Source organism: Billgrantia zhangzhouensis, from assembly GCF_021404465.1.
GTDB classification, from domain to species: domain Bacteria; phylum Pseudomonadota; class Gammaproteobacteria; order Pseudomonadales; family Halomonadaceae; genus Halomonas; species Halomonas zhangzhouensis.
This window is the reverse complement of sequence record NZ_JABFTT010000002.1, coordinates 223301-248550: the sequence shown is the minus strand read 5'-3', so window position 1 is coordinate 248550 and position 25250 is coordinate 223301. Positions and strand designations below refer to the sequence as shown.

Genomic DNA, 25250 nt, shown 5'->3' with positions numbered 1-25250 from the left:
ATGATCCTGCATATTCTCAATCGACCGCCCAGTTCGAGCCTGGTCTATCGTGACGCACTCGCTGCCATGGGCGCTGTGGATCGGCTGCTGCTGATCGAGGATGGCGTTCTGGGGGCGCTGACAGCCCAGGTTCGTCACTTCCAGGCAATAGAAGGTCGCCTGTTCGCCCTGCGCGAGGATCTGAGCGCGCGCGGTCTCGAGGGACAGTGCGATGCCAGCGTGCAGGTCGTCGACGTGGATGGCTTCGTTACGCTGACGGAAGAAGCCGGCAAGACAGTGAGCTGGTTCTGATGGCTTCCTCCGAGATCGCACGCTACCTGGAGACCGGCAACGGCCACGTCGCCCTCGACCCCGAAGGCTATCTCATCGAGCTGTCGGAGTGGACCCCGGCCGTGGCCGAAGCGCTAGCTGCCGAGGAGGGGCGCGAGCTGACGGCGGAGCACTGGGAGGTGCTCGAGGTGATACGCCACTTCTATGAACGCTATGAAACATCTCCGGCCATGCGACCGCTGGTCAAGGCGGTGGGCCAGGCACTGGGGCCGGAAAAGGGCCGCTCGCTGCATCTGATGAAGCTCTTTCCCGACAGCCCCGCCAAGGTGGCGGCACGACTTGCCGGGCTGCCGAAACCCGCCAACTGCCTCTGACGGCCCAGGCAATGAATTTTCTGGCCCATGCCTGGCTTGCCCGCGGCGGAAGCGATGACTTCCTCTACGGCAACCTGATCGCCGACGGCGTGAAGGGGAACGACCTCACCGCCTGGCCTGCCGAGGTGGCCAGCGGTATCCGTCATCATCGCCGAGTCGACGCCTTCGTCGATACGCACCCGGTGGCACTCGCGGCACGCAGACGTGCGCCCCAAGAGTATCGGCGCTACGCAGGGATCGCTCTCGATCTGATATGGGATCATTTCGTGGCGCGGGAACTCGCGCTGGATCGACTGCCGTCTCGCCTGGTCCAGCGCAGCTATCGGGTGCTGAGTCACCGACCTGCGCCAGCGCGCCTGGAGCGGATGATTCCGGCCCTGGTCGCCCAGGACTGGCTGCACCGCTACGCCGATTTCGGCTTCACCTGCGATGCGGTGCGCGGGATTGGCCAGCGCTTGTCCGGCCCAAATCGCCTGGCCGCGCTGGTTCCCTGGCTGGAAGAGGATTACCTCGCCCTGGAGCACGACTTCCGCCAGCTGTGGGCGGCAGTGGTCGTAGCGCTCGAAGTGCCCCCCGACGGCGAAGGAGTCAATCGCCCCTGAGCCACAGGCACTCGACTGTGCCGCCCACTTCGATGCGTGAGTCGCCCGGAATCACTGCCAACGCATCGGCTCTCACGCAAGTGGTGAGCACTCCCGAGCCCTGATCCGCGAAGGCATGTGCCGTGATGCCCTGCTCACCCATGTCCAGGCTGACCCGCATGTAATGCCGTCGTGGCCCGGTGCGAGTGGCAAAATCGGCGCGTGCACTGAGCCTGGGCAGGCTGGCAAGGTCTGGACAATCGAGCAGGGCGCCCATCAGCGGCCGCAGGAATAGCCAGGCGGCAACGAAGCTGGAGACCGGATTGCCGGGCAGACCGACGAAGCGCACCTCGCGCCCGTCGCTGGCATCGAGCCGGCCCAGCGCCAGCGGCTTGCCGGGCTTGAGCGCCAGACGCCACAGGTCCAGCCGACCGATCGCCTCGATGGCGGCTCTGACATGGTCCTCCTCGCCAACGCTGACCCCGCCGGTGGCCACTACCACATCGGCCTGCTCGGCAGCCAACGCCAACATGGCTCGTGTGCCCTCGGCCTCGTCGGCCATGGAGGCGACGAACGTCACATCGGCGCCGAAGCTTTCCAGTAGCTCCTTCAGCATGGGACGGTTGCTGTTGTAGATCTGGCCCGGGAGAAGCGGCTGGCCCGGTTCGACGATCTCGTCACCGCTGGTGAGCAGGGCAACGCGAGGCCGTCGACGTACCGTCACCTCGACGATGCCTTGGCTCGCCAGGTGGCCCAGGGCCGCGCCGTGCAGTCGCTGCCCGCGTTCGAGCAGCACGCTTCCGGCCGCCACGTCGTTGCCGCGGTGGCGCACATTGGCGTCCGCTGGAACCTGGGGAGGTATCAGCGCCGCGTCGCCAGTCACTTCGACTTTCTCCTGCATCACCACGCAGTCGGCACCGGGAGGCAGCGGCGCACCGGTGAAGATACGTGCGCAGGCACCCCGCGCCAGTGGCCGCGGCTCGTACCCCGCGGCGACGCGCTGGGCGATGGGCAGTCGCTTGCCGGCATCTTCATGGTGCAGGGCATAACCGTCCATGGCGCTGTTGTCGAATGGTGGCACGTCGAGACGCGCGATGACTTCATCGGCCAGCACACGGCGCCCGGCCTGTTCGCAGGGTACGGTTTCCGCCTCGACGGGGGAGACGTCCTTCAACAGGGCGGCAAGCGCCGCCTCGACGGATTGCAGCTCAGACATGCTGGCCTCGTTCGGGGATGACCAGGTTGGCGAAGTTGCACGGCTTGTGGCGGCTATCTAGCTGTTCGAGAAGCAGCCCATCCCAGGCCGTGCGGCAGGCGCCGCTCGAGCCCGGCAGGCAGAAGATCGCGGTGGCATTGGCCAGGCCGCCGAGACAGCGGCTCTGGATAGTCGAGCTGCCGATCTCCTGCCAGGAGAGCTGGCGGAATTGCTCGCCAAAACCTTCGATGCGCTTGTCGAGCAATACCGACACCGCTTCTGGCGTGGAGTCCCGGCCGGTGAAACCGGTCCCGCCGGTGGTCAGGATCACCTGGACTTCGGGGTCGGCGATCCACTCGGATACCACCGCACGAATGCGGTAGACGTCGTCGATGACGATGCGACGTTCGGCCAGCTGATGTCCGGCCCCGGCGAGGCGCTCGGCCAGCAGGGCGCCGCTGCGATCGCTATTGAAATCGCGCGTATCGGAAACAGTCAGCACCGCGATCCGCAGCGGTATCATCGCCTCACTCATGATTGCGCTTCCTGACTGCGCGCCTGCCTGGCCTCGAAGGCAGCCTGCTGCTCCGGCGTGGCCTCCTGCTGGTATTTCTCCTTCCACTCGGCGTACGGCATACCGTAGACGTATTCACGTGCCGCTTCGTAGTCGAGTTCAGCGCCGTGCTCGGTGGCGGCGACCACCAGCCACTTGGAAAGACAGTTGCGGCAGAAATCGGCGAGGATCATCAGGTCGATGTTCTGCACGTCCTTGTTGGCATCCAGATGCTGGAGCAGGCGACGGAAGGCGGCCGCCTCGAGCTGGGTGCGTGTGGCGTCGTCGAGATGCTGCATGACGTTGGCTCCTGGTTCAGGTTGCCTCAGGATAACAAAATGGCGTTCGCCTGCATCGACTCATGCGTTGTCGCCACGGGTGCAGACCGAAAGCACCACGGCGTCGTCGTCGCTGACCGAGACCAGCGCGTGGCCCATGTCGCTGTCGAAATAGATGCTATCGCCACGTGACAGCTGCAGCGGCTCGTAGAATTCGGTGTAGAGCTGGATCTCGCCCTCCAGCACCATCAGGAATTCTTCTCCATCGTGGCGCACCCATTCACTGAACTCATCAAAGCTGCGCGCCCGCACGATGGTCTTGAACGGAATCATGCGCTTCTGGGCCAGTTCACAGCTGAGCAGTTCGTGCTCATAGGTGGGGGTAGGGTGGAGCTGGCCTTCGCCACGCCGCGTCAGGTCTCGGCGCCCCATGGTGCGCGGCTGGACCTTCGGCGGCGTAAGCAACTGCGGCAGGTCGATGCCCAGGCCGTTGATCAGTTTCTGCACGGCGGTAAACGTGGGCGATATCTGATCGTTCTCGATCTTTGACAGCGTGGACCGGGCCAGCCCGGTGCGTTGACTGACGTCTTCCAGCGTCCACTGATTGGCCAGGCGGATTTCCTTGAGCCGCTCACCCAGGCGCAGCGGCTCGACGAACGGCTTGCGCCCCGAGGCGATGCGCAGGGCGGCCTGCTGATCGGTATTGGTGGGCATTGGCGTGTTCACTATTGGAAACAGAGTTTCCGCAAAGCGTACCACAGAAGCCCTCAAATGCACCGGCCGGGAGGCGCCCTCAGAATGCGTGTAACCGACACCTGCCGTCCCTGATTCAAGCCTCGAAGGGCAGGCCGAGCAGTGCCTTGACGTGCGCTTCGGCGCTGCGCCCCAACGAATCCAGGTCGTAGCCGCCTTCAAGCACCGATACCAGGCGATTGTCGGCATACAGCGCTGCGATATCCAGGGCCAGCCGGGTGATCCAGTAGTAGTCCGCGTCTTCCAGGCACAGCTCGGCCAAAGGATCTTCGCGATGAGCATCGAAGCCGGCGGAGACGAGTACCAGCTCAGGCTTGAAAGCGTGCAATGCCGGCAGCCAGTCGTCCTCGATTGCCCGACGGAAGGCGGCACTATCGGTACCGGCTTCCAGCGGCGTGTTCACCACGTTCTGCCACTCGCTGCGCAGGTAGCGCCAAGGGTAGAAGGGAAACTGGAAGCTGGTACAGATCAGGATGTCCGGATCGTCCTTGAAGATATCGATGGTGCCGTTGCACTGGTGCACGTCGAAGTCGAGGATCGCAATGCGCCGCGCCCCGTAACGAACCCGGGCATGAGCAGCACCGACGGCAACGTTGTTGTAGAAGCAGAACCCCATGGCATCGGTGGCCTCGGCATGGTGGCCGGGGGGACGCACGGCACAGAACACGTTGTCGGCCTGGCTGCGATAGACCTGATCGACACCGCGAATGACTGCGCCCGCCGCCATACGGGCGGCGTCCAGGCTATCCGGATTCATCAGGGTGTCGCCATCCAGGCTGACGATGCCCGACTCGGGAACGCACTTGTCGAGTGCACGCAGATGGCGCAGCGGATGCACCCGGGCGAGTTCTTCTTCGCTGGCGGGGCGGGCTTCCGATTGCATGGTCTGCTGCAGCAGGCCGCTGAGAGCCAGGCGGGCGCGAATGGCCTCCAGACGCAGGGGGCTTTCGGGATGCTCCGGACCCATATGGTGAAGATCGCAATCGGGATGCGAGATGAACGCCGTGATCATATGGAACTCCAGAGTGACTCAAGTCACCTTAATGCGCGCAAGCCCTTGCACAACAGTGTCAATAAGTCGTACACAAGGAAGCATATTTCCGTTCTGGAGGAGGTGACGTCTTGAGCACCCGATTCCTGCGCCACTTCTTCGAACCCCGGACCATCGCGGTGATAGGCGCCTCGGAAAAAAACCATTCCATCGGCGGCATCGTGATCCGCAATCTGCAGGAGGCGGGCTTTACCGGGGCCGTGTGGGCGGTCAACCGTAAGGGTTACGACTCCGTCTTCGAGCAACCTTGCGTCTCCCGGATCAGCGAGCTGCCCGAGACACCGGATCTTGCCGTCGTCTGCACGCCCGCGGCGACCCTGCCCAAGGTGATCTCCCGGCTGGGCCGCATTGGCGTCAAGGCGGCGCTGGTGCTGTCGGGCGGAGCGCATCTCGACGACGCCGAAGGCGACAAGGGTTCGATCCGCGAGCGCATGCTGACGGCGGCGCGAGAGTCGGGCATTCGGGTGCTGGGCCCCGAGTGCATGGGGCTGATCGTTCCAGGACGGCGCATCAATGCCTCGTACTCCAGCCAGCCGGTGAAAGCAGGAAAGGTGGCCTACCTCGGGCAATCGGGCATGCTCGGCAATGCCATGATCGACTGGGCGGCAGGCCGCGGCATCGGATTCTCGCATCTGATCACGGTAGGTGACAGCGTCGACGTGATGCTTCCCGATCTGATCGACTACATCAACCAGTACGCCCCGACCCAGGCCATCCTGCTGCACCTGGAACGCATCCAGGACTCCCTGCATTTCATGACCGCGCTACGCGATGCCTCGCGCCATCGCCTGGTGCTGGCGATCAAGAGCGGCCGCACGCCACAGTCCGATCTCTCCGGAATGCCGCCGACACCAGGCATCGCCAATCGTGACGTGGTCTTCGACGCGGCCTTCTCGCGCGCCGGCGTGGTACGGGTCAACGACTCCGACGAACTGTTCGATGCGTTGATGACTCTGTCGCAGATGCGCCCGCTCAAGGGCGACCGCCTGGCCATCGTTTCCAATGGGCTGGGGCCCGCGATGCTGGCCATCGACAAGCTGATCAGCGCGGGGGGGGCACTGGCAAGCTTCACAGCGGAAACGCGCCGGGCGCTACGCCACGGCGAGTTCGACATGAGCAAGCCTGGCGAGAACCCGGTGGACCTGGGCGGAGACGCCACGCCGGAGCGCTTCGTCGACGCGCTGGAGATAGTCGCGGCCGATCCCGGCGTCGATGCCGTGCTAGTGGTTCACGCTCCCACGCGACTGGCTCCGTCCAAGATCACCGCTCAGGCGCTCATCGCCAACCGCAAGCGTTTCAGACGCAACCTGTTGACCAGTTGGATGGGGCTGGAAGGCGCCCTGTATGCCCGCCACGAGTGCAGCATGTCGGGCATTCCCACCTACGTCTCGCCGGAGAAAGCGGTCAAGGCGTTCATGCACATGGTCGACTATCAGCGCGTGCAGGCGCTGCTGCAGGAAACCCCACCCAGCCTGCCATTCAGCACCACGGCGGACATTCGCGCCCAGTGCCATACCCTGATCGAACAGGCCAAGGCCGAGGGGCGCGAAACCCTGTCGCATTCCGAGACTGCCCAGGTTCTCGAGGCCTACGGCATCCCCGTGGCCCCCAGCCGCTATGTCTACACGCCGGCAGAAGCCGAGGCGGCGGCCCATGAGTTCGAGGGGCCGTGGGCGCTGAAAGTGGTGCATGACGGCAACTGTCGCCCATTCCGCTACCGCAAGCATCCTCACCGCATCTCGGCGGGGCTACTGCAGGACCTCCACGAGCCGAGCCAGGTCGCCGATGGGCTCACCCGGCTCGGCAACAAGGTGCATGAGAAATTCCCACCGGTAAAAATCCGCGAGTACTGCCTGCAGCCCATGCAACGGGGCAAGCAGTCGATGCAGATCTGCGCCGGCATCACTCGCGACCCGGTGTTCGGCCCACTCATCGTGTTCGGCATCGGTGGATACAAGGTCAACATCCTGGCCGACCGGCAAGTCGCGCTGCCACCGCTCAACATGACTCTGGCGGCGGACGTGGTCGGGCGCACCCATGCCGCAAGGCTCATTCGCGAGCATTCGAGCGAGCCCGATCGCGACCTGCAAAGGCTGTGTCAACTACTGGTCAAGCTATCGCAGATGGCATCGGATCTGCTCGAGCTTCGCGGCTTGGAGCTCAATCCCTTGCTGCTCAATCGCGACGGCATGGTGGCGGTGGATTTCGCCCTCGACCTTGGGCCGCCGGCACGCTTCGCCATCATGCCGTACCCCGAGGAGTTGCGAGAGTGGGTCACCCTGAGCAATGGCATGAACGTCGAGGTCCGTCCGATCCGGGCCGAGGACGCCCCGCTGATCACCAGTTTTCACAGCCAGCTGTCGGAGGAGAGCATTCGCTTTCGCTACTTTCATAACAAGTCCGATCTCAGCCAGCGCGACCTGTCGATGCTATCTCACATCAACTACGATCGGCAGATGGCCTTCATCGCCGAACACCAGAAGGAGAACGGCAGCAAGGAGATGCTCGGCGTGGTCCGTGTATGGAACGATCCCGACAATATCCGCACCGAGTTCTCCATCATCGTGCGCGACGACATGGCCGGACAGGGACTCGGCAGCCTGCTGATGAAGAAAATGATCGCTTACTGCAAGAGCGTGGGCACGCTGGAGATGGTCGGCAAGGTGATGGTCGACAACCATCCCATGCGAGCGCTGATGAAGCATCTCGGCTTCCGTTGTCGCTACAACATGGAAGAGCAGGTGATCGACGCGGTGATGCGGCTCAACGAACCGCAGAGCGAGTGGCAGAAACACCGACTGGAGAGCCTGCCAGACTGATGCCGATCGGCGCCGACCACCGCGTCGGCGCCTTCCGGAGAGAGCGTGGTTTCAGGGCGCGAGGCGGAAGGAGTGCCAGCTCTCGTCCCGATATTCGTAGCGAATACGATCGTGAAGCCGGCTCGGCTGGCCTTGCCAGAATTCGATCATGTCCGGCACCACCCGGTAGCCGCCCCAGTGTACGGGGCGCGGGATCTCCTGCCCTTCGTAGGCCTGCTCGAAACGATGCTGCCGCTCCTCGATCCAGTGACGGTCGGGAATCACCACGCTCTGGGTCGCCACCCAGGCGCCGAGTTGGCTGGCTCGGGGGCGGCTGTTGAAGTAGGCATCCGACTCTTCGTCGGAAACCAGCTCGACGCGCCCCTCGATACGCACTTGACGGCCGAGGGACGGCCACCAGAACACCAGTGCGGCATGGGGCACGTTGGTCAGCTCGCTGCCCTTGTGACTGTGGTAATTGGTGTAGAACACCAGGCCACGCTCGTCGCAGCCTTTCAACAGCACGACGCGTGCGTGGGGCAGCCCCTGGCTATCGACGGTGGCCAGCGTCATCACGTTGCCATCCTCGCCCTCGGCATTCAGCGCCAGCATTAGCCACTCGTCGAACAGTACCATGGGCTGTTCGGGCACCATGGCCTCATCGAGCCTGCCACCCTCGTAGTCGCGCCGGATATCGGCGATGTTGCGTGTCATGGCGTACTCCTCGTCATTTTTTCAATGGTGGCCGCTGAGGGGCAACGGCACAACACCTACGGCTTGACCGTCATCACGGCTTCGCTATCCGCAACGGATCAATAAAGCCTGATGTCACTCACCGCGCTCCGCCTTGAGCTGGCGGCTCCGAAAGCGGGCATAGAACATGCAACCGGTAAATAGCGCCAGCGCGGTCAAGGCCTCGACGACACCAAGAATCCCCTGGCCGGGTAGCGTGGCCACCATGACGCCCTGGATGAAATAGAGCAGACTGACGAAAGCAAGCCAAGCATGACCCCGGGGCCGCTTGGCCATGATCGAAGGCAGAAACAGGATCAATGGCAGCGCGCGGATCAGAATCGGCGTCAGCGGATTGGTCCCTGCCTGCATCGCCAGGCCGCTCCATACCAGCAAAAGCAGCAACACGACGTAGCTGGTAAGCACCAACTGGCGACTGCGTTCGGTGAGTAAATCCAGTCCGTGCCGCTCCTCGAGCCCCTCGACCCAGCGCCTCATGAGACTTCCCTCTGGTTCGCCAGTGCCAAGGCCAGGCGTGCCAAGCGCTTGCCTTGGGCACGCAGCAGCCGACGCTCGACATCGGCCAGGGGCTGATCGCTGCGCTGCCCCGCCACATGGCTGGCCCCGTAGGGGGTGCCGCCGACGGTCGTGGTCATCAGATCGGTCTCGCTGTAGGGCAGACCAGCATAGATCATGCCGTGGTGCAGCAACGGCAACAGCATGGAAACCAATGTGGTTTCCTGCCCGCCGTGAAGGCTGGAGGTGGAGGTGAACGCCGTCGCCGGCTTGTCCACCAGCACGCCATTGAGCCACAGGGCGCTGGTGGAGTCGATGAAGTATTTCAGCGGTGCGGCCATATTGCCGAAGCGAGTCGGGCTGCCCAGCGCCAAGCCGGCGCAATGGCGCACATCGTCCAACTCGACATAGACGGCACCTTCGGCGGGGATCTCGGGGTCAACGGCCTCACAGGTGGGTGAAACCGGCGGCACGGTGCGCAGCCGCGCCTCGATACCGGGGCAGGATTCGACGCCGGCGGCCAGTTGCTCGGCCATGCTGCGCGTGGCGCCATGTCGGGAGTAATAGAGGATCAACACATAAGGCAGGGAGTCGCGCATCGTGGCTCCGATTCAACAGTGGGCAGGCGGGTCAGTCGTTGACATGGATCAGGGCGAGCACATCCTCCGGCGGGCGACCGATCACGGCACGCTTGCCGTCGTCGGCAATGGGGCGCTCCATCAGCTTGGGATGGCTGACGATGGCGCGAATGACCTGCTCCTGGTCCTGCAGGTCGGTCTCGTCGATCTCCTGCCACTCCGGCTCCTGGGTGCGCACCAGGCGTTCGCCGTCGGCGTCCAGACGCGACATCAGGTCGCGCAATTCCTCCTCGGAAAGCGGCTCGTCGAGATAGCGCCGTATGTTCACCTCGGCGCCATGTTCCTCCAATAGAGCCAACGCTTGGCGCGACTTGGAACAACGGGGATTGTGGTAGAGCGTAATGGCCATGCGTGACTCCTCGATCCTTGAAAGGCTGGCCAGTATTGTAGAAGGGCGGCCATGTCGGCCACAACCGAAGCCATGATGAAGGTTCGTCCGCCTCGTTCAGTCGGTGGCAAGACTTTCACTGACTTGTGTGGTTTCGTTCAGGCGGCGATAGACCCATGCCACGCGGCCATCCGCCAGACGCATGGGCACGCGCTGATAACGAATTCCCAAGCGCTCGTAGCGATCCAGGCGCTCCAGTTCATCGGCGTCGACCACCACGATTTCACCCTGCACACGCTCGTCCGGCGCCTCGGCCAGATCGAGCCCTTCGCGGCGAAACCCCTCGAGTACGGCCACCTCGGTCTCTCCCGCACGGCCCATCACCACCCAGCGTACCGGGGCAAAACGCAACGTGCCGTAAACGAAGACCGCATGCTCGCCTTCGTCGATCTCGGGAAGATGATCGGGGCGGTCATAGGTCAGAGGGCTGAGCATGGTCAGCCATAGCCAGCCCACTATGCCCAGCGGGGCAGCAGACGCAGCGATAACGACATGAGACAGGCGCATACACGCTCCTTGTCTTCGAGAAGGATGTTCGAGAAGAGTGCTCCAGATGAGCTCTATCCTGCCACGGCCGGACAACGACTGTCCGGTTCAACCCCAGCACAAGGCTCTGTTAGGATGCGAAGTATGGCTCGACCACAGCGGAGGATGCCCATGGCTCAGTCGACACACGAGGATCAGGACTTCAGGGCGTTGATAGGAGATGTGAAGCCGCTACGCAGCCACGCTAATCGAGCCGATCCGGGCCAGCGCCGCCCCCGGCCCACGGAGGCCCAACTGGCACGGCGCGAGAGCGCTCAGGCGGAACTCGCTCGGGACAACTTTCTGTCGGACGATTTTGTCGAACTGCTGCCACCGTTCGATCCCATCGAGTTTCGCCGTGACGGCATCCAACAAGGCGTCGTCGATCGCCTGCGACATGGCGGCTATCCCGCCCAGTCGCGCTTGCATCTGTTGCGTCGCCCGCTGACCGATTGTCGGCGAGCACTGCCGCCCTTCATTCACGAAGCCTATGCCCACGACCTGCGTTCTCTGCTGGTCGTGCATGGTCGGGGGCAAGAGAGCGACAGTCCAGCCAACGTGCTGCGCTCCTACCTGGCAAAATGGTTGGCACAGTTCGAGGAGGTACAGGCGTTCGTCTCCGCTCAGCAGGCCGATGGCGGCCTGGGAGCCACTTGGGTGATGCTGCGCAAGAGTGAGCGGGCGAGGGCGGAAAACCGCGAGCGTCAGCAGAAGCGGCGCGGCTGAGCCCTCGAAGCCGGAAGCTAGGCGTCTCAAAAACCATGAAGCCGGCACTCGGCCGGCTTCATGGTTACGCCAAAGGGTCTTTACGCCAATGCCGGCTCGGCGCGCTTCACCGCTTCGCGCATGCGCCGACGGAACAGCGGCTCGTCGAGGTCGACGGCCGGCTGGTAGGCACGGCTGAAGGCGTTCAGGGCCTGCAGAGCGTCCTCCAGCCACTGGTCCTCGCGCAGTGACAGGGCGTCGAAGCCGCAGCGAGTAAGGAAGAAGGCCTGATCGACCAGCACGTCGCCAATGGCGCGGATCTCTCCCGCGTAGCCGTAACGCTCACGCAGCAGACGCGCCAGGCTGTAGCCGCGACCGTCGGTGAACTTGGGAAAGTCGATGGCAATCAGCGGTGCTGCAGCCAGCTCTTCGGCCAGTTCCGGTGTCAGTTCGGTATCGCTGGCCAGCCACGGGGCCCGCTCCTGGCTTCCTTCCAGCTCCTGCCAGCGTGCCAACGGCACGATGGCGGGGGAGGCGGGCAGTGCCGCATCTTCTTCGCGAATCAGCACCCAGCGGTCTTCGGCCGGCTTGCCGCCACGAATGAAGGGGCGCACGGAGACGTTCTGATCAGGCATATACCCGCTCCTTGAAAGGCTTGAGGCCGATACGGCGATAGGTTTCGATGAAGGTTTCGCCCTCGACACGCTCACCGACATAGACTTGCAGCACCTTGTCGATCACCTCGGGCACGCTTTCACGGTCGAACGACGGGCCGAGGATCTTGCCCAGCGAGGCTTCGTTGCCCTGAGCGCCACCGAGCGAGATCTGATACCACTCCTCACCCTTCTTGTCGACGCCGAGGATGCCGATATGGCCGACGTGGTGATGCCCGCAGGCATTCATGCAGCCTGAGATATTGAGGTCCAGGGGGCCGAGGTCGTAGAGGTAATCGATATCCTCGAAGCGCTCCTGAATCGCCTGGGCCACCGGAATGGACTTGGCATTGGCCAGGGCGCAGTAATCACCGCCGGGGCAGCAGATCAGATCGGCGAGGGTACCCACGGTGGGATTGGCCAACCCGAGTTCATCCAGCCGGTGCCAGAGCTCCTCCAGGCGATCCACCGCCACGTCGGCCAGCACCAGGTTCTGCTCGTGGGTGACGCGAATCTCGCCGTAGCTGAACTCGTCGGCCAGATCCGCCACCTGATGCATCTGCTCCCAGGTCAGGTCACCGGGCGAATGGCCGCTGCGCTTGAGCGACAGCGTCACCGCCTTGTAGCCCGGCACCTTGTGGCCATGCACGTTATTGGTCACGAAGCGGGCGAAGGCACGGTTCTCGCCACGCAGGCGCTCGAACTCGGCAATCGCCTCGTCGCTGACGGCGCGGCGTTCAGGATCGACGAAATGCGACTGCATCGCGTCGACGGCTTCGCGGGTCAAGGTCTGCGGCCCATCCTTCAGATGCGCCCATTCGGCGTCGACCCGGCGGCGGAATTCCTCGATGCCCAGCGCCTTGACCAGAATCTTGATGCGCGCCTTGAACTTGTTGTCGCGGCGACCGAACTGGTTGTACACGCGCACCAGGGCCTCGAGATAGGTCAGCAGATGCTGCCAGGGCAGGTCCTCGCGCACCACCTCGCCGATCATCGGCGTGCGGCCGAGGCCACCGCCGGCCAGCACCTTGACGCGCACTTCGCCGTGTTCGTCACGCCACAGGCGCAGGCCCACGTCATGGACCTGGATGGCGGCACGATCCTCGGCGGCACCCGTCACCGCGATCTTGAATTTACGCGGCAGGTAGGTGAACTCGGGATGGAAGGTCGACCACTGACGAATCAGCTCGCACCAAGGACGCGGATCGACCTCTTCATCCTCGGCAATGCCGGCGAACTGATCGGTGGAGGTATTGCGAATGTCGTTGCCGCTGGTCTGGATGGCATGCATCTGCACGCTGGCCAGCTCGGCCAGCATGTCCGGCACCGTCTCCAGTTTCGGCCAGTTCAGCTGCAGATTGGTGCGGGTGGTGAAGTGTCCATAGCCGCGATCGTAATCGCGAGCCAGGTCACCGAGCTTGCGCAGCTGATAGGAGGCCAGCATGCCGTAGGGGATGGCGATACGCAGCATGGGTGCGTATCGCTGGACATAGAGCCCGTTCTGCACGCGCAGGGGCAGAAATTCCTCGTCGCTGATGCGGCCGGCCAGATAACGGTTCATCTGGTCGCGAAACTGGGCGACGCGTTCATTGACCAGAGTCTGATCATGGGTGTCGTAGCGATACATGCAGCCGGTCCTGCTGATAGGGGATTGGCGAAGCGTCAGGGGGCACCATAACGCCCCTGCATTATTCTATGAAAGAATAAATATTCATATTTTTTATACGTAAAGACATATAAAGCGTCAAGAGGGTCTCCCGTCTTCTCAGAACTGCACCCTGAGCCACTGGCGGCGCTGCCAGATCGCGGCAAACCACAGCGAGTTCAAGCAACGGTAGCCAAGCTGCACCCACCAGATGCCCAGCAGCCCTTGTTCCATGGCCACGCCAACCCACCAGGCCAGAGGCAGGAAGACCAGCCACTGCAGGCTGAGGGTGGTCGTCATCACGGTACGGTTGGCCCCGGCGCCCAGCAGGGCCTGTCCCAATACCAGGGCAGCAGCATCCAGCACGATCATTACGGCAGTCAACTGCAGCGGCAGCCGAGCCAGGGCGATCAGCTCGGGGTCATGCAGGAACCACCCCAGGACATACTCGGGCCATAGCGTCATGGGTAGCGCCAGTGACGCCAGGCACAGCCAGGCCAGGCGCACAACCTCCCAGCCCCAGCGATGAGCCTCGCCATGGGCCTGTTCGCCAAGCGACTGGCCCACCAGGCTCATCGCGGCCATGCCCAGCCCCACACCGGGCAGGACCAGCAGCAGCGACAGGTTCACCAGCACGTGACCCACCGCCACGCTGGCGGTATCGATCTGGCCCAGGATCCAGAACAGTACGGCGTAACCGGCAGCGAACCATAACTGCTGAAAGGAGTGCGGCGTGGCCAGGCGCAGGGTCGTCAGCAGCGTGGGACGTTCCGGCAGACGCGTCATGAAACCGCAGGCGACGGCATGACGGGTGCTGACCCAAGCCCACAGACCGAGCCCGGCGAACAGCGAAAGGGTGGTTCCCGCGCCAGCGCCTGCCGCCCCCATGGCGGGCAGCCCGAGGTAGCCGAAGATCAGACAGATGCTGGCGAGCACGTTGACGACGTGCATCACCAGCATGATGCGCAGGTAGAAGCCGCTCTGCTGGATGCCGTTCCAATAGCCGCGAAAGCAGAAGATCATCGCCACGGCGGCGAGTGACAACACTCGCCAGCGGAAGTACTCCACCGCGACGTCGGTGACCTCGGCGCTGGGGTTGAGCCATCCCAGCAGCCATGGCGCCTGCCACAGGCAGAGCAGGGTAACGGGCAGCGACACGAGCAGGGCAATCGCAAGCCCGGCATTGAGCGGCAGGGCACGCAGTTGCCAGGCCTGTTCACCGTGCCGCCAGGCGGTCTGTGCCTGTACCCCCGACGAGAGCCCGAACACCAGTGCGGTGATCAGGAACATGGCGTAGCCGCCTATACCCACGCCGGCCAGCGGCACTTCGCCGAGCGAGCCAACCAAGGCCGCATCGATCAGGTTGATCAGGCTCTGGGTGACCATGGCAGCGATGATCGGCAGAGCGAGGCGCAGGATTCTCCGGCGGCGAATGGAGTCGGGTAACATCCGTACTATCGGCTCGTCTGAAAAACGCCCGTGCCGGTGGCACGGGCGGTGTCGAATGGTGACCTATCAAGCCGGGTCGTAGGAGAGCACCGGTGACAGCCAGCGCTCCATCTCCGCAAGCATCATGCCCTTGCGCTCGGCCAGCGCCTCGACTTGGTCGCGGGTGATCTTGCCGGTCGAGAAGTACTTCGACTGCGGATGGGAGAAATACCACCCCGATACTGCCGCAGCCGGCCACATGGCGAAGTTCTCGGTCAGTTCGATGCCGGCGTTCGTGGTGGCATCGAGCAGGCGGAACAAGGTGCGCTTCTCGGTGTGGTCGGGGCAGGCGGGGTAGCCTGGCGCCGGCCGGATGCCCTGGTACTTCTCGGCAATCAGAGAATCGTTGTCCAGCGTCTCGTCAGGTACGTAGCCCCAGAACTCCTTGCGCACCCGCTCGTGCATGCGTTCGGCGAAGGCCTCGGCCAGGCGGTCGGTCAGCGCCTGGATCATGATCGCGTTATAATCGTCTCCAGCGGCCTTGTAGCGTTCGGCCAAGGCTTCGACGCCATGGCCGGTGGTCACGGCAAAGCCGCCGATCCAGTCGGGCTTGCCGCTCTCCTTGGGCGCAACGAAGTCCGCCAGGCTGTAGCAGACGCCGTCGCGATTCTTGGTGGTCTGCTGGCGAATGTGGTGCAGCCGCTCGATGACCTGAGTACGCGACTCGTCGACATATACTTCGATAACGTCGTCATCGATGCTGTTGGCCGGCCACAGGCCGATCACGCCGCGCGCCTCGACGCGCTTCTCGTCGATCAGTTTGTGCAGCATTTGCTGAGCATCGGCGAACAGGTTGCGCGCCGCTTCGCCGACCACTGCGTCGTCGAGAATCTTCGGATATTTGCCCGCCAGCTCCCAACTCATGAAGAACGGCGTCCAGTCGATGCGCTCGAGCAGCTCTTCGATGTCATAGCAGTCGAACACCCGCAGGCCGGTGACGGCGGGCCTGGGCGGGGTGTAGCCATCCCAGTCGATGGGCAGCTTGCGCTGACGCGCCTCGGCATAGCTCAGGTCGGCCGCCTTGGGTCGACGCTTGGCATTGCGGTCGCGCACCTGCTCGTATTCGGTCTTGATCCCAGCTACGTAGCTGGGCTTGAGCGTGGGTGAGAGCAGCTTGCCGGCGACACCGACCGCACGCGAGGCGTCGGCCACGTAGATCACCGGCTCGTCGTACTGCGGCTCGACCTTGACCGCGGTGTGCGCCTTGGAGGTGGTGGCGCCGCCGATCAGCAGCGGCAGCTTGAAGCCCTGGCGCTGCATCTCCTTGGCCACGTGCACCATCTCGTCCAGCGACGGCGTGATGAGTCCCGAGAGGCCGATGATGTCGGCGTTTACCTCGCGGGCCGTCTGCAGGATTTTTTCCGCCGGCACCATCACGCCGAGGTCAACCACCTCGTAGTTGTTGCACTGCAGGACCACGCCTACGATGTTCTTGCCGATGTCGTGCACGTCGCCCTTGACCGTGGCCATCACGATCTTGCCCTTGGCCTGGCTATCTTCCTGGGAAAGCTCGCGCTTCTCCGCCTCGATGAAGGGGATGAGATACGCCACCGCCTGCTTCATGACCCGCGCCGACTTGACCACCTGGGGCAGGAACATCTTGCCGGCGCCGAACAGGTCGCCGACCACGTTCATGCCGTCCATTAGCGGTCCCTCGATCACCTCGATGGGACGGTTAGCCTGCTGGCGGGCTTCCTCGGTGTCGTCCTCGATGTAGGCCGTCACTCCCTTCACCAGAGCATGCTCGATACGCTTGTTGACCGGCCAGGAGCGCCACTCGAGGTCCTCCTTTTTGGCCGCGCCGCTGCCGTCGCCCTTGTACTTCTCGGCCAGATCGACCAGTCGCTCGGTGGAGTCGCTACGTCGATTGAGCACCACATCCTCGACCGCCTCACGCAGCTCGGTGGGCAAGTCATCGTAGACCGCCAGTTGACCGGCGTTGACGATACCCATGGTCAGCCCGGCACGGATCGCATGGTAGAGGAAGACAGAGTGGATCGCCTCGCGTACCGGGTTGTTGCCACGGAAGGAGAACGACACGTTGGAGACGCCGCCCGAGACCATGGCGTGAGGCAGATGCTCGCGAATCCAGCGGGTGGCCTCGATGAAGTCGACGGCGTAGTTGTCGTGCTCCTCGATGCCGGTGGCGATGGCGAAGATGTTGGGGTCGAAGATGATGTCTTCCGGCGGGAAGCCGACCCGCTCGACCAGCAGTTCATAGGCGCGCTGGCAGATCTCGGTCTTGCGCGCGAAGGTATCGGCCTGGCCGGCCTCGTCGAAGGCCATCACCACCACGGCGGCACCGTAGCGACGGCACAGGCTGGCCTGCTCGAGGAAGGACGCCTCGCCCTCCTTGAGCGAGATGGAGTTGACCACCGCCTTGCCCTGCACGCACTTGAGTCCGGCCTCGATGATCTCCCACTTGGAGGAGTCAATCATGATCGGCACGCGGGCGATGTCGGGCTCGCCGGCGATCAGGTTGAGGAAGCGTACCATCGCCTCCTGGGACTCAAGCATGCCCTCGTCCATGTTGATGTCGATGACCTGCGCGCCGTTTTCGACCTGTTCGAGGGCCACCTCCAGCGCCGTGGTGTAGTCCTCCTCGACGATCAGCCGCTTGAAGCGCGCCGAGCCGGTGACGTTGGTGCGCTCGCCGACGTTGACGAAGAGCGAATCCTTCTCGATGTTGAACGGCTCGAGGCCGGAGAGGCGACAGGCGCGCGGGCGCTCGGGCACTTGGCGTGGTGTCAGGCCTTGGATGGCGGCATGGATCGCAGCGATGTGCTCCGGGGTCGAACCGCAGCAGCCGCCGATGATGTTGACCAGGCCGCTTTGGGCAAACTCGGCCACGATGGCCGCCATCTCCTCCGGCGTCTGATCATACTCGCCGAATTCGTTGGGCAAACCGGCGTTGGGGTGCGCCGAGACGAAGGTGTCGGCCTTGTTCGAGAGTTCCTCAAGATAGGGACGCAACTCTTCGGCACCCAACGCACAGTTGAGACCGATAGATAGCGGCTGGGCGTGGCGCACCGAACTCCAGAAGGCTTCCGTGGTCTGGCCGGAGAGGGTGCGCCCCGAGGCGTCGGTGATGGTGCCCGAGATCATGACTGGTAGGCGTTCGCCACGCGCTTCGAACAGGGTCTCCAGAGCGAAGATGGCCGCCTTGGCGTTGAGGGTGTCGAAGATCGTCTCGATCAGGATCAGGTCGGCGCCACCCTCGATCAGCGCTGCGGCCGCCTCGTAGTAGTTGTCGCGCAGTTCATCGAAAGTGACGTTGCGCTTGGCCGGGTCGTTGACGTCCGGTGACAGCGAGGCGGTGCGCGAGGTCGGCCCCAGCACGCCGGCTACGTAGCGCGGCACCCCGGTTTCGGCTGCCACGGCGTCGCACACCTCGCGGGCCAGGCGCGCCGACTCGCGGTTGAGTTCTGGCACCAGCGCTTCCATGCCGTAGTCGGCCTGAGAGAGGCGGGTGCTGTTGAAAGTGTTGGTTTCGATGATGTCGGCGCCAGCCTCAAGATACTGGCGATGAATCCGCGTGACCAGTTCGGGGCAGGTCAGCGCCAGCAGATCGTTGTTGCCCTTGAGGTCGGAGGGCCAATCGCTGAAGCGCTCGCCGCGGAAGTCGGCTTCGTCGAGCCGGGCATTCTGCAACATGGTGCCCATGCCGCCATCCAGCATGAGGATGCGCTCGCCGAGACGCTCGGTGAGGGTGGCGGTCAGTGCAGAGGGTACGGCGGCCATGGGTCGGGTCTATCTCCAGCGAAGTCACGTCCAGGGTTTGGGGCCGCCCCGCGGATTCTTGTGAGCTACGGGCGTAGGCGGTCATGTCGGCCCGCCATGGTAGCAAAACCAGCGCCTTGAAGGCAGGGCTGGTCAAAAACCGAGCAAAACAGTCGGGATTGTCTCGAAGCAGGCTTTTGCTTACCATAATGGCATGTCATCTATGGCCGGTCCGCGCGACCGTGCCCGACCAGCGAGAACACCATGAGCGAGATCATCCAGATTACCGACAGCGCCCAGGACTACCTCGCCGAGCTGCTCGAAAAGCAGAACGTCGAAGGGATTGCCGTGCGCATCTTCATCACTCAGCCAGGTACGCCCTATGCCGAGACCTGCCTGGCCTACTGTCGGCCTGGCGAGGAGGAGCCCACCGACCAGCGGCTGGAGCTCGAGAAAATCGTCGTACTGGTCGACAAGAACAGCATTCCCTTCCTCGAGGAGGCGGTCGTCGACTTCAATGCCGATCGCATGGGCGGCCAACTCACCATCAAGGCGCCCAATGCCAAGATGCCCAAGGTCAACGCCGATAGTCCGCTCGAGGATCGCGTCAACTACATCCTCTACAGCGAAATCAATCCCGGCCTGGCCGCCCACGGCGGCGAGATCAAGCTGGTCGAACTGACCGAGGATCAGGTGGCGGTACTGGCCTTCGGCGGCGGCTGCCAGGGTTGTGCGGCGGTGGACCTGACCCTCAAGGAGGGGGTGGAGAAGACCCTGATGGAACGCATTCCTGAACTCGCCGGCATCCGCGACGTAACCGACCACACGGATACCACCAACGCCTACTATCGCTGATATCCAATACGGCGAGCCGCATTTCGCGGCATCGCCATGGTTCGTATGGGGCGCCACCCGTAAGGCGTGCCGGTCATTCAGCGAACGCTCTCGGAAGGCTCTACCTTGGAGCCTTCCTGCATTTCGGCTCCCCGTTCCGCACGACGTAAGGGCTTTCCTTCCTCGTCAGGCTGCCAGGTGCGCCGCATCAGCTCCGCTTCCAGCGTGCGCAGGCGTGCCGCCTGCTCGTCGATGTGGCGTTTCTGGTCCTCGATGCGGGCCTGCAGCAGCGACTGCTCGTGGCGCAGGGTATCGATGCGCTCTTCGGCACGGCTCCTGGCCCACTGGGTCTCGCGATGCTGCTTTTCCTCCTTGGCCAGCGCCGCCTGGGTCTCGTGCAACTGCCGCTGCATGTTCTCCTGACGCTTCTCGAGTTGCGCTATTGTGGCGTCGTGTCGCTTCTCTGCCGACATCCGCTCCTGACGCGCTTCGTCGAGCAGGCTCATCAGGCGTGCCTCGGCAGCCTCGTGGCGCTGCTCTTCCTGGTTAAGGCGCGCCAGTTGCTGGGCGTCGCGGTCGGCCAACGCCTGCTGGTGCGCTTGCATCTGCTGCTCATTCTCCCGCTGCAACTTGTCGAGCTGCTGCAGGGTGCGGCTCAGGCGCTGTTCCAGTTGGCGTGAGCGCTCCTGCCACTGGTCGCGCTCGCTCTCGGCTTTCGCCAGCGCGGCACTGCGCTGCTCGAGCCGCTGTTCCGTGCCCGCCAGGTGCGCCGCCAGAGCGGCTTCGCGCTGCTCGGCATTTTCCACCTGGCGCTGTGCTTCCTGCATGGCAGCCTGCGCATCCGCCACACGACGATCGGCCTCTCCACGGTAGCCCGACAGTGCCTCTCCGGCGGACTCCTGAGCCTTGTGCCACAAGCTCTCCGCCAATCTCAGCACCGGTTCAGGCATTGCCTGGGAAGCAGGCAGGTCGCGACTGGACTCGCGCTGAAACCGCCACTCCCTTAGATGATCGCTGATGGTGGTGAAACTGCCAGTTCCCAGCACGTCGCGAATTTTTTGAACGCTGGGCGCTTCCCCCTTGGCCAGCAGGGTTTCGATGGCCTGTTGGACGTCCACGTACTGCACACCGCTGCGTGCCATGACAGTCTCCTTGTGTGGTGTGATGGCTGATCCTTGCGTCACGCGGCAGGCGTCGCTTGTTGTTACCGTCCCATGCGCCCGCTCGGCTAACTAAGCATAGCGACTTTCGGCCAAAGCGGAAAGGAAATTACATCAAAGCGTAATTACGTAATTTATGTAATGATAAAATATAAACTCAAGATTACCCGTATTATCTTGAATTTATAGTCACTACACGCGACACTTCTGCACAGAGACGACAAGCGCGGCGCAGGACAGACGACACGAGCGATGCACGAACACGAACGAGAGTTACACGAGCAAGATCTGCGCGAAGAGGGCGGCAGCGACCCCGCCGCAAACCCAAACCAGGGGTGGGAGCCGGTTCGCCATGCAGTGGGAAGCCGCCTCATTCCACCGGCAACGCCTATCGCGGCCAACGCGAATGGCGCTGCTCGTATCGCGGCCAGCAGCGATGCCGAAGCCGTGGCCCTGTGGCTTGCCGAGTTCCGTGCCAGCCCGCAAACCCTGCGGGCCTATCGCCGGGAAGCCGAGCGGCTGTTGCTATGGCTGGAGCATCAGGGCCGGGATTTGGGGCAATTGCGCCGCCAGGACCTGGATACCTTTGAAGCCTTCCTGGCTTCGCCCGCGCCGCGCCATCTCTGGGTGGGACCGCCACGACCTCGACACGCACCGGATTGGCGGCCGTTTCGCGGACCGCTGTCGCCGACCAGCCGCAGGCAGAGCCTGGTGATTCTGCAAGGCATGTTTGCCTGGCTGGTCGAGGCAGGGTGGGTCGCACACAATCCGTTTCGCCTGATGCGCGACAAGCGACGCCGGCTCGACAATCGGTGCGCGGGTATCGATCGCTACCTGGAGCGCCCGCTGTGGGAGTGGTTCTGGCAGTGGCTCACCCAGCCCCTGGAAGACGGCGCCAGCGCTCGCGAGCGCTATCTATGGCAGCGTCGGCGCGTGATATTCGGCTTCGCTTACCTGCTGGCACCGCGTATCGGCGAGATGGCCGGCGCCGAGATGGGCGACTTCTTTCAGCGCGAAGGACGCTGGTGGTGGCGCGTGGTGGGGAAGGGCGACAAGGCTGCCCGGATACCGGTGCCCGACGACATGCTGCTCCTGCTACGCGAGTGGCGGCGTGAACTCGGCCTAACCGTCGAGCCTGCGCCCGGGGAGGCAGGCCCCGTGCTGCGCGGTCTGGACGGCCAGCGTGGCCTGGGCGACAACCAGCTCTACCGCCTGATACGCGACACCTTTCGCCAGGCCGCCTCGGCCCTGGAAACCGAGGCCGGCGATACGGCGACGGCACAGGTGGCGCGGTTGCGCAGCGCCACCCCTCACTGGCTACGCCATACCGCGCTCACGCATCAGGCCCAGGCCGGCGTGGAGCTACGCTATCTGGCCAGCACCGCCCGCCATGCCCGGCTGGACACCACCGCACAATACCTCCATACCGAAGATGAGGAGTGGCATCGCCAACAGTCGGCCCATGGATTGCCCGGCAGGGCGGCCGACCCGGTATAATGGTGGACAAGCCAATACGGGAGACGACATGACTACCGAAGCCACGGCCGAACAGGCTCAACAAGCGCTGCTGGAAGAGTTCGAGATGTTCGACAACTGGATGGATCGCTACCAGTACATCATCGACATGGGCAAGCAGCTGCCGGCATTTCCCGAAGAGTGGAAGACCCCGGAACGCAAGATTCAGGGCTGCCAGTCGAACGTCTGGATGCACCACCGTCGCGAAGGTGACGTACTGCACTTCGATGCGATATCGGATGCTGCCATCGTCTCCGGCCTGATCGCGGTACTGATGCGCATCTACAACGATCGGCCTGCCACCGAGATTCGCGATACCAGCCCGCATTTCCTCGAGGACCTGGGGTTGGACAAGCACCTTTCGCCGACGCGCAGCAACGGGCTGCATGCCATGCTCGGCAAGATCTACGAGATTGCCGAGAAAGAGGTCGTCTCGGCCTGACGCCGGCCCGGTGTGAGCGCGGCGACATGGCGCCGACGCTCACGCTCGAGAATACGCTCGCTATCCAGGCTGGCAATCGAGACATCCCGCGCCACAGGGATTTCTCCCGACAATTGCAGTGCCTGGTAGCGGCCACAGCATACGCGCAGGAAAGAGGCGAAGTTGGCAGGATCGTGCCCAGCCTCCGCGCACTCCCGCGAAAGCTTCGCCACCAGTTGGCTCAAGGTGAGCCCGTCGCGCCGGCCGATCTCTTCCAGTATCGCCCAGAAGAAGCGCTCCAGGCGCACACTGGTGGAGACTCCGTCGAGGCGCATGGAGCGCGTCTGGGGCTCCCAGAGCTGCGGTTCGGCACCGATGAAAAGCCTGCACATACCTTTCCCTCCCTTGCTGGCCCGGCCGATCTCTTCATCATGGTGTCAGGCACGGGCCAGGGCAAGGCGGTGTCGCGGGGAGCCTAATGTTCGATTCGGGTACCCAGCACGGCCAAGAACTGGGCCAGCCATGCAGGATGGGCGGGCCAGGCCGGAGCGGTGACCAGCTTGCCGTCGGTGACCGCATCGTCCACCGCGATGTCGGCATAGCGCCCGCCGGCCAGTTCCACCTCGGGACGGCAGGCTGGGTAGGCCGAGCAGGTACGCCCCTCCAGCACCCGGGCAGCCGCCAGCAACTGGGCGCCATGGCAGATTGCCGCTACCGGCTTGTCGGCCTCGAAGAAATGACGCACCAGGCCAATGACCTTATCGTTCAGGCGCAGGTATTCCGGGGCTCGTCCGCCGGCGATGACCAGACCGTCATAATCGGCCGGATCCACCGCGGCGAAATCCGCGTTGAGGGTGAAGCGATGCCCCGGCTTCTCGCTATAGGTCTGGTCTCCTTCGAAATCATGAATGGCGGTGGCAATGCTGTCACCGGCCCGCTTGTCGGGACACACGGCGTCGACGCGATGCCCCACGGCCTGGAGGGCCTGGAACGGCACCATGGTTTCGTAGTCTTCGGCAAAGTCGCCGCACAGCAAGAGCAGTCGCTTGGCAGGCATGGCGTGTCTCCTCATCGACTCGTTGTGGTGGGTGTGCCACGGATCAGTCTGTCACCGATGAGCCGGAGGAGGGTGGTAGCGGGCTACTACAGGCGGCCGGTCTTGGCTTCGGCGCTCTGGCATGCGTCATGATGATGGCGGCAGCGGAAATGCTCGTCGAGTTCGGGATCTTCGCGGCAGAGCCGCTCGCTGGGCCCGCCGGGTACAGGATCGATGCCTCCGTCACTACCCGGATGGCAGCGCACGATGCGCTTGACGGCGAGCCAGCCGCCGCGCAGCGGGCCATGGACCTGAATGGCTTCCACCGTGTAGTGCGAGCAGCTGGGCCAGAAGCGGCAGCGTGGGCCCAGCAGGGGGCTTATCACCAGCTGGTAGAGCCTGACCAGGCCGATCATCGCGAGCCCAAGGGCGCCGCGTAGCCACCGGCCAAGGCGGGCGAGCCAGGCCGCCAGGCGGGGCACGGCTCAGCGCCCCTCCGCCGGCTTGCGGTAGAGGGTTTCCGGGTCGATCAACGGCTCGCTGGTAATGCGCGCTTCGCTGTTTTCCAGGGCCACATAGAAACAGCTGCGCCGCCCGGTATGGCATGCGGGGCCGGTCTGTTCGACCTGCAGCAGTAGCGTGTCGCCGTCACAATCGAGGCTGGCTCCGCGCAGATGCTGCTGCTGGCCCGAGGATTCTCCCTTGCGCCACAGCTTGCCGCGAGAGCGCGACCAATAGCAGACACGCCCGGTGGCGAGGGTCTCTTCCAGCGCCTCACGGTTCATCCAGGCCATCATCAGCACTTCGCCGCTGTCATGCTGCTGGGCGATGGCGGGAATCAGGCCATCGCCGTTGAAGCGCACGGCCTCGAGCACCTCGGCTAGCGGCACACGGGAGTCGAGCTCGGCACGCTCGAGTTGCTTGAAGGTATCGGTCATGGCATATCCGTCGCGTAGTTTCAGGCACGCACCGCTGCATTCAGGCAGGCGTCACAACTGCCCAGCAGCTCGATGGTCTGACGCTCGACGCGAAAGCCCAAGGTGCGTGCCTGGGCGCTGAGCTGAGCGTTGACGTCGTCCAGATGCAGCTCCTCGACACGCCCGCAGTGACGGCAAATCAAGAGCTGGAAGCCATGTGCATGCTCGGGGCAGGGGCAGGCGACATAGGCGTTGAGCGACTCGATGCGATGCACCAGCCCTTGCTCGATGAGGAAGTCGAGCGCTCGGTAAATCGTCGGCGGGCGGGCTGCCGCATGCTCGACGGCGAGCCGATCGAGCAGTTCGTAGGCTTTCAGGCCTCCGCTGGCCCCGGCAATCATTTCGAGCACACGGCGTCGTATCGGGGTAAAGCGAACCCCGCGCAGTTGACATTGTCTCTCGGCCTGCGCAAGCAGGGCAGTGGCGTCGGTCATGGGCGAACCG

At 63.9% G+C, this 25250-nt stretch carries 28 protein-coding genes; 8 read left to right on the top strand and 20 right to left on the bottom strand.

Features of this window, described 5'->3' with window-relative positions; translation table 11 throughout:
- Genes tusB through HOP51_RS03050 form a run of 3 tightly spaced genes read left to right on the top strand, consistent with a single transcriptional unit; the run spans position 1 to position 1246 of the window.
- On the top strand, positions 1-291 hold the full coding sequence (gene tusB, locus HOP51_RS03060) for a sulfurtransferase complex subunit TusB (RefSeq protein WP_234272469.1): 291 nt from the start codon (positions 1-3) through the stop codon (positions 289-291).
- Complete coding sequence (locus HOP51_RS03055) at positions 291-644, top strand: TusE/DsrC/DsvC family sulfur relay protein (protein ID WP_234272468.1); 354 nt, start codon at positions 291-293, stop codon at positions 642-644. The genes tusB and HOP51_RS03055 overlap by 1 nt, the downstream gene beginning before the upstream one ends.
- Positions 645-655: 11 nt before the next feature.
- Positions 656-1246, top strand: coding sequence for an acyl carrier protein phosphodiesterase (locus HOP51_RS03050; protein WP_234272467.1), 591 nt, complete (start codon positions 656-658; stop codon positions 1244-1246).
- Here the strand turns inward: HOP51_RS03050 and HOP51_RS03045 are convergent.
- The 5 genes from HOP51_RS03045 to HOP51_RS03025 all read right to left on the bottom strand — a co-directional run bounded on the left by HOP51_RS03045 (position 1233) and on the right by HOP51_RS03025 (position 5016).
- Positions 1233-2441 (bottom strand): molybdopterin molybdotransferase MoeA, encoded by a 1209-nt coding sequence (locus HOP51_RS03045; protein WP_234272466.1) that lies wholly within the window; start codon positions 2439-2441, stop codon positions 1233-1235. The genes HOP51_RS03050 and HOP51_RS03045 overlap by 14 nt on opposite strands.
- Positions 2434-2955 carry a molybdenum cofactor biosynthesis protein B gene (gene moaB, locus HOP51_RS03040; protein WP_234272465.1) on the bottom strand — a complete coding sequence of 174 codons (522 nt, stop codon included), beginning with the start codon at positions 2953-2955 and terminating at the stop codon, positions 2434-2436. The genes HOP51_RS03045 and moaB overlap by 8 nt, the downstream gene beginning before the upstream one ends.
- Positions 2952-3272: a DUF1244 domain-containing protein gene (locus tag HOP51_RS03035; protein WP_234272464.1), complete on the bottom strand. Its 321-nt coding sequence runs from the start codon at positions 3270-3272 to the stop codon at positions 2952-2954. Before HOP51_RS03035 ends, moaB begins: the two co-directional genes overlap by 4 nt.
- 60 nt (positions 3273-3332) lie before the next feature.
- Positions 3333-3965, bottom strand: coding sequence for a helix-turn-helix domain-containing protein (locus tag HOP51_RS03030; protein ID WP_234272463.1), 633 nt, complete (start codon positions 3963-3965; stop codon positions 3333-3335).
- Positions 3966-4080: 115 nt separating this feature from the next.
- On the bottom strand, positions 4081-5016 hold the full coding sequence (locus HOP51_RS03025; RefSeq protein ID WP_234272462.1) for a histone deacetylase family protein: 936 nt from the start codon (positions 5014-5016) through the stop codon (positions 4081-4083).
- A gap of 110 nt (positions 5017-5126) precedes the next feature.
- Between HOP51_RS03025 and HOP51_RS03020 the strand changes: the two genes are divergently transcribed.
- Complete coding sequence (locus tag HOP51_RS03020; protein WP_234272461.1) at positions 5127-7874, top strand: bifunctional acetate--CoA ligase family protein/GNAT family N-acetyltransferase; 2748 nt, start codon at positions 5127-5129, stop codon at positions 7872-7874.
- 51 nt (positions 7875-7925) lie between these two features.
- Here the strand turns inward: HOP51_RS03020 and pdxH are convergent, their stop codons facing one another.
- The 5 genes from pdxH to HOP51_RS02995 all read right to left on the bottom strand — a co-directional run bounded on the left by pdxH (position 7926) and on the right by HOP51_RS02995 (position 10634).
- Positions 7926-8567, bottom strand: a complete 642-nt coding sequence (gene pdxH, locus HOP51_RS03015; RefSeq protein WP_234272460.1) for a pyridoxamine 5'-phosphate oxidase — start codon at positions 8565-8567, stop codon at positions 7926-7928.
- Between the two features lie 114 nt (positions 8568-8681).
- On the bottom strand, positions 8682-9083 hold the full coding sequence (locus HOP51_RS03010; RefSeq protein WP_234272459.1) for a DUF2069 domain-containing protein: 402 nt from the start codon (positions 9081-9083) through the stop codon (positions 8682-8684).
- Positions 9080-9700, bottom strand: coding sequence for an NAD(P)H:quinone oxidoreductase (gene wrbA / locus HOP51_RS03005; protein ID WP_234272458.1), 621 nt, complete (start codon positions 9698-9700; stop codon positions 9080-9082). The genes HOP51_RS03010 and wrbA overlap by 4 nt, the downstream gene beginning before the upstream one ends.
- A gap of 31 nt (positions 9701-9731) precedes the next feature.
- Positions 9732-10088: an arsenate reductase (glutaredoxin) gene (gene arsC / locus HOP51_RS03000; protein ID WP_234272457.1), complete on the bottom strand. Its 357-nt coding sequence runs from the start codon at positions 10086-10088 to the stop codon at positions 9732-9734.
- 96 nt (positions 10089-10184) lie between these two features.
- A complete protein-coding gene (locus HOP51_RS02995) occupies positions 10185-10634 on the bottom strand; it encodes a gamma-glutamylcyclotransferase family protein (RefSeq protein WP_234272456.1) in 450 nt (149 codons plus the stop codon).
- 150 nt (positions 10635-10784) lie between these two features.
- On the opposite strand from HOP51_RS02995, the gene smrA reads away from it, so the two are divergent.
- Positions 10785-11378 carry a DNA endonuclease SmrA gene (gene smrA / locus HOP51_RS02990; RefSeq protein ID WP_234272455.1) on the top strand — a complete coding sequence of 198 codons (594 nt, stop codon included), beginning with the start codon at positions 10785-10787 and terminating at the stop codon, positions 11376-11378.
- Between the two features lie 80 nt (positions 11379-11458).
- Here smrA and HOP51_RS02985 read toward each other — a convergent pair whose 3' ends face one another.
- From HOP51_RS02985 to metH, 4 genes are all read right to left on the bottom strand, one after another.
- Positions 11459-11992, bottom strand: a complete 534-nt coding sequence (locus HOP51_RS02985; protein WP_234272454.1) for a DUF934 domain-containing protein — start codon at positions 11990-11992, stop codon at positions 11459-11461.
- Complete coding sequence (locus HOP51_RS02980) at positions 11985-13637, bottom strand: nitrite/sulfite reductase (protein WP_234272453.1); 1653 nt, start codon at positions 13635-13637, stop codon at positions 11985-11987. Before HOP51_RS02980 ends, HOP51_RS02985 begins: the two co-directional genes overlap by 8 nt.
- A 138-nt stretch (positions 13638-13775) precedes the next feature.
- Positions 13776-15104, bottom strand: a complete 1329-nt coding sequence (locus HOP51_RS02975; RefSeq protein ID WP_234272452.1) for an MATE family efflux transporter — start codon at positions 15102-15104, stop codon at positions 13776-13778.
- Between the two features lie 66 nt (positions 15105-15170).
- Positions 15171-18884, bottom strand: a complete 3714-nt coding sequence (gene metH, locus HOP51_RS02970) for a methionine synthase (protein ID WP_234272451.1) — start codon at positions 18882-18884, stop codon at positions 15171-15173.
- 243 nt (positions 18885-19127) lie between these two features.
- On the opposite strand from metH, the gene nfuA reads away from it, so the two are divergent.
- Complete coding sequence (gene nfuA, locus HOP51_RS02965) at positions 19128-19718, top strand: Fe-S biogenesis protein NfuA (protein WP_159552104.1); 591 nt, start codon at positions 19128-19130, stop codon at positions 19716-19718.
- 77 nt (positions 19719-19795) lie between these two features.
- On the opposite strand, the gene HOP51_RS02960 is transcribed toward nfuA, so the two are convergent.
- Positions 19796-20839, bottom strand: a complete 1044-nt coding sequence (locus tag HOP51_RS02960) for a DNA-binding protein (RefSeq protein ID WP_234272450.1) — start codon at positions 20837-20839, stop codon at positions 19796-19798.
- A gap of 270 nt (positions 20840-21109) precedes the next feature.
- On the opposite strand from HOP51_RS02960, the gene HOP51_RS02955 reads away from it, so the two are divergent.
- A complete protein-coding gene (locus tag HOP51_RS02955) occupies positions 21110-22354 on the top strand; it encodes a tyrosine-type recombinase/integrase (protein WP_234272449.1) in 1245 nt (414 codons plus the stop codon).
- Between the two features lie 28 nt (positions 22355-22382).
- Positions 22383-22814: a SufE family protein gene (locus HOP51_RS02950; protein WP_234272448.1), complete on the top strand. Its 432-nt coding sequence runs from the start codon at positions 22383-22385 to the stop codon at positions 22812-22814.
- Here HOP51_RS02950 and HOP51_RS02945 read toward each other — a convergent pair.
- From HOP51_RS02945 to HOP51_RS02925, 5 genes are all read right to left on the bottom strand, one after another.
- Complete coding sequence (locus tag HOP51_RS02945) at positions 22778-23185, bottom strand: ribbon-helix-helix domain-containing protein (protein ID WP_234272447.1); 408 nt, start codon at positions 23183-23185, stop codon at positions 22778-22780. The two genes, HOP51_RS02950 and HOP51_RS02945, sit on opposite strands and share 37 nt — an antisense overlap.
- Before the next feature lie 83 nt (positions 23186-23268).
- Positions 23269-23850 (bottom strand): DJ-1/PfpI family protein, encoded by a 582-nt coding sequence (locus HOP51_RS02940; RefSeq protein ID WP_234272446.1) that lies wholly within the window; start codon positions 23848-23850, stop codon positions 23269-23271.
- A gap of 86 nt (positions 23851-23936) precedes the next feature.
- Entirely contained in the window at positions 23937-24302 is a 366-nt protein-coding gene (gene yidD, locus HOP51_RS02935) for a membrane protein insertion efficiency factor YidD (RefSeq protein WP_407061775.1), read from the bottom strand.
- Between the two features lie 12 nt (positions 24303-24314).
- Entirely contained in the window at positions 24315-24767 is a 453-nt protein-coding gene (gene hisI / locus HOP51_RS02930; RefSeq protein WP_234272445.1) for a phosphoribosyl-AMP cyclohydrolase, read from the bottom strand.
- A gap of 20 nt (positions 24768-24787) precedes the next feature.
- Positions 24788-25240: a transcriptional repressor gene (locus tag HOP51_RS02925; protein ID WP_234272444.1), complete on the bottom strand. Its 453-nt coding sequence runs from the start codon at positions 25238-25240 to the stop codon at positions 24788-24790.
- Positions 25241-25250: the final 10 nt, after the last annotated feature.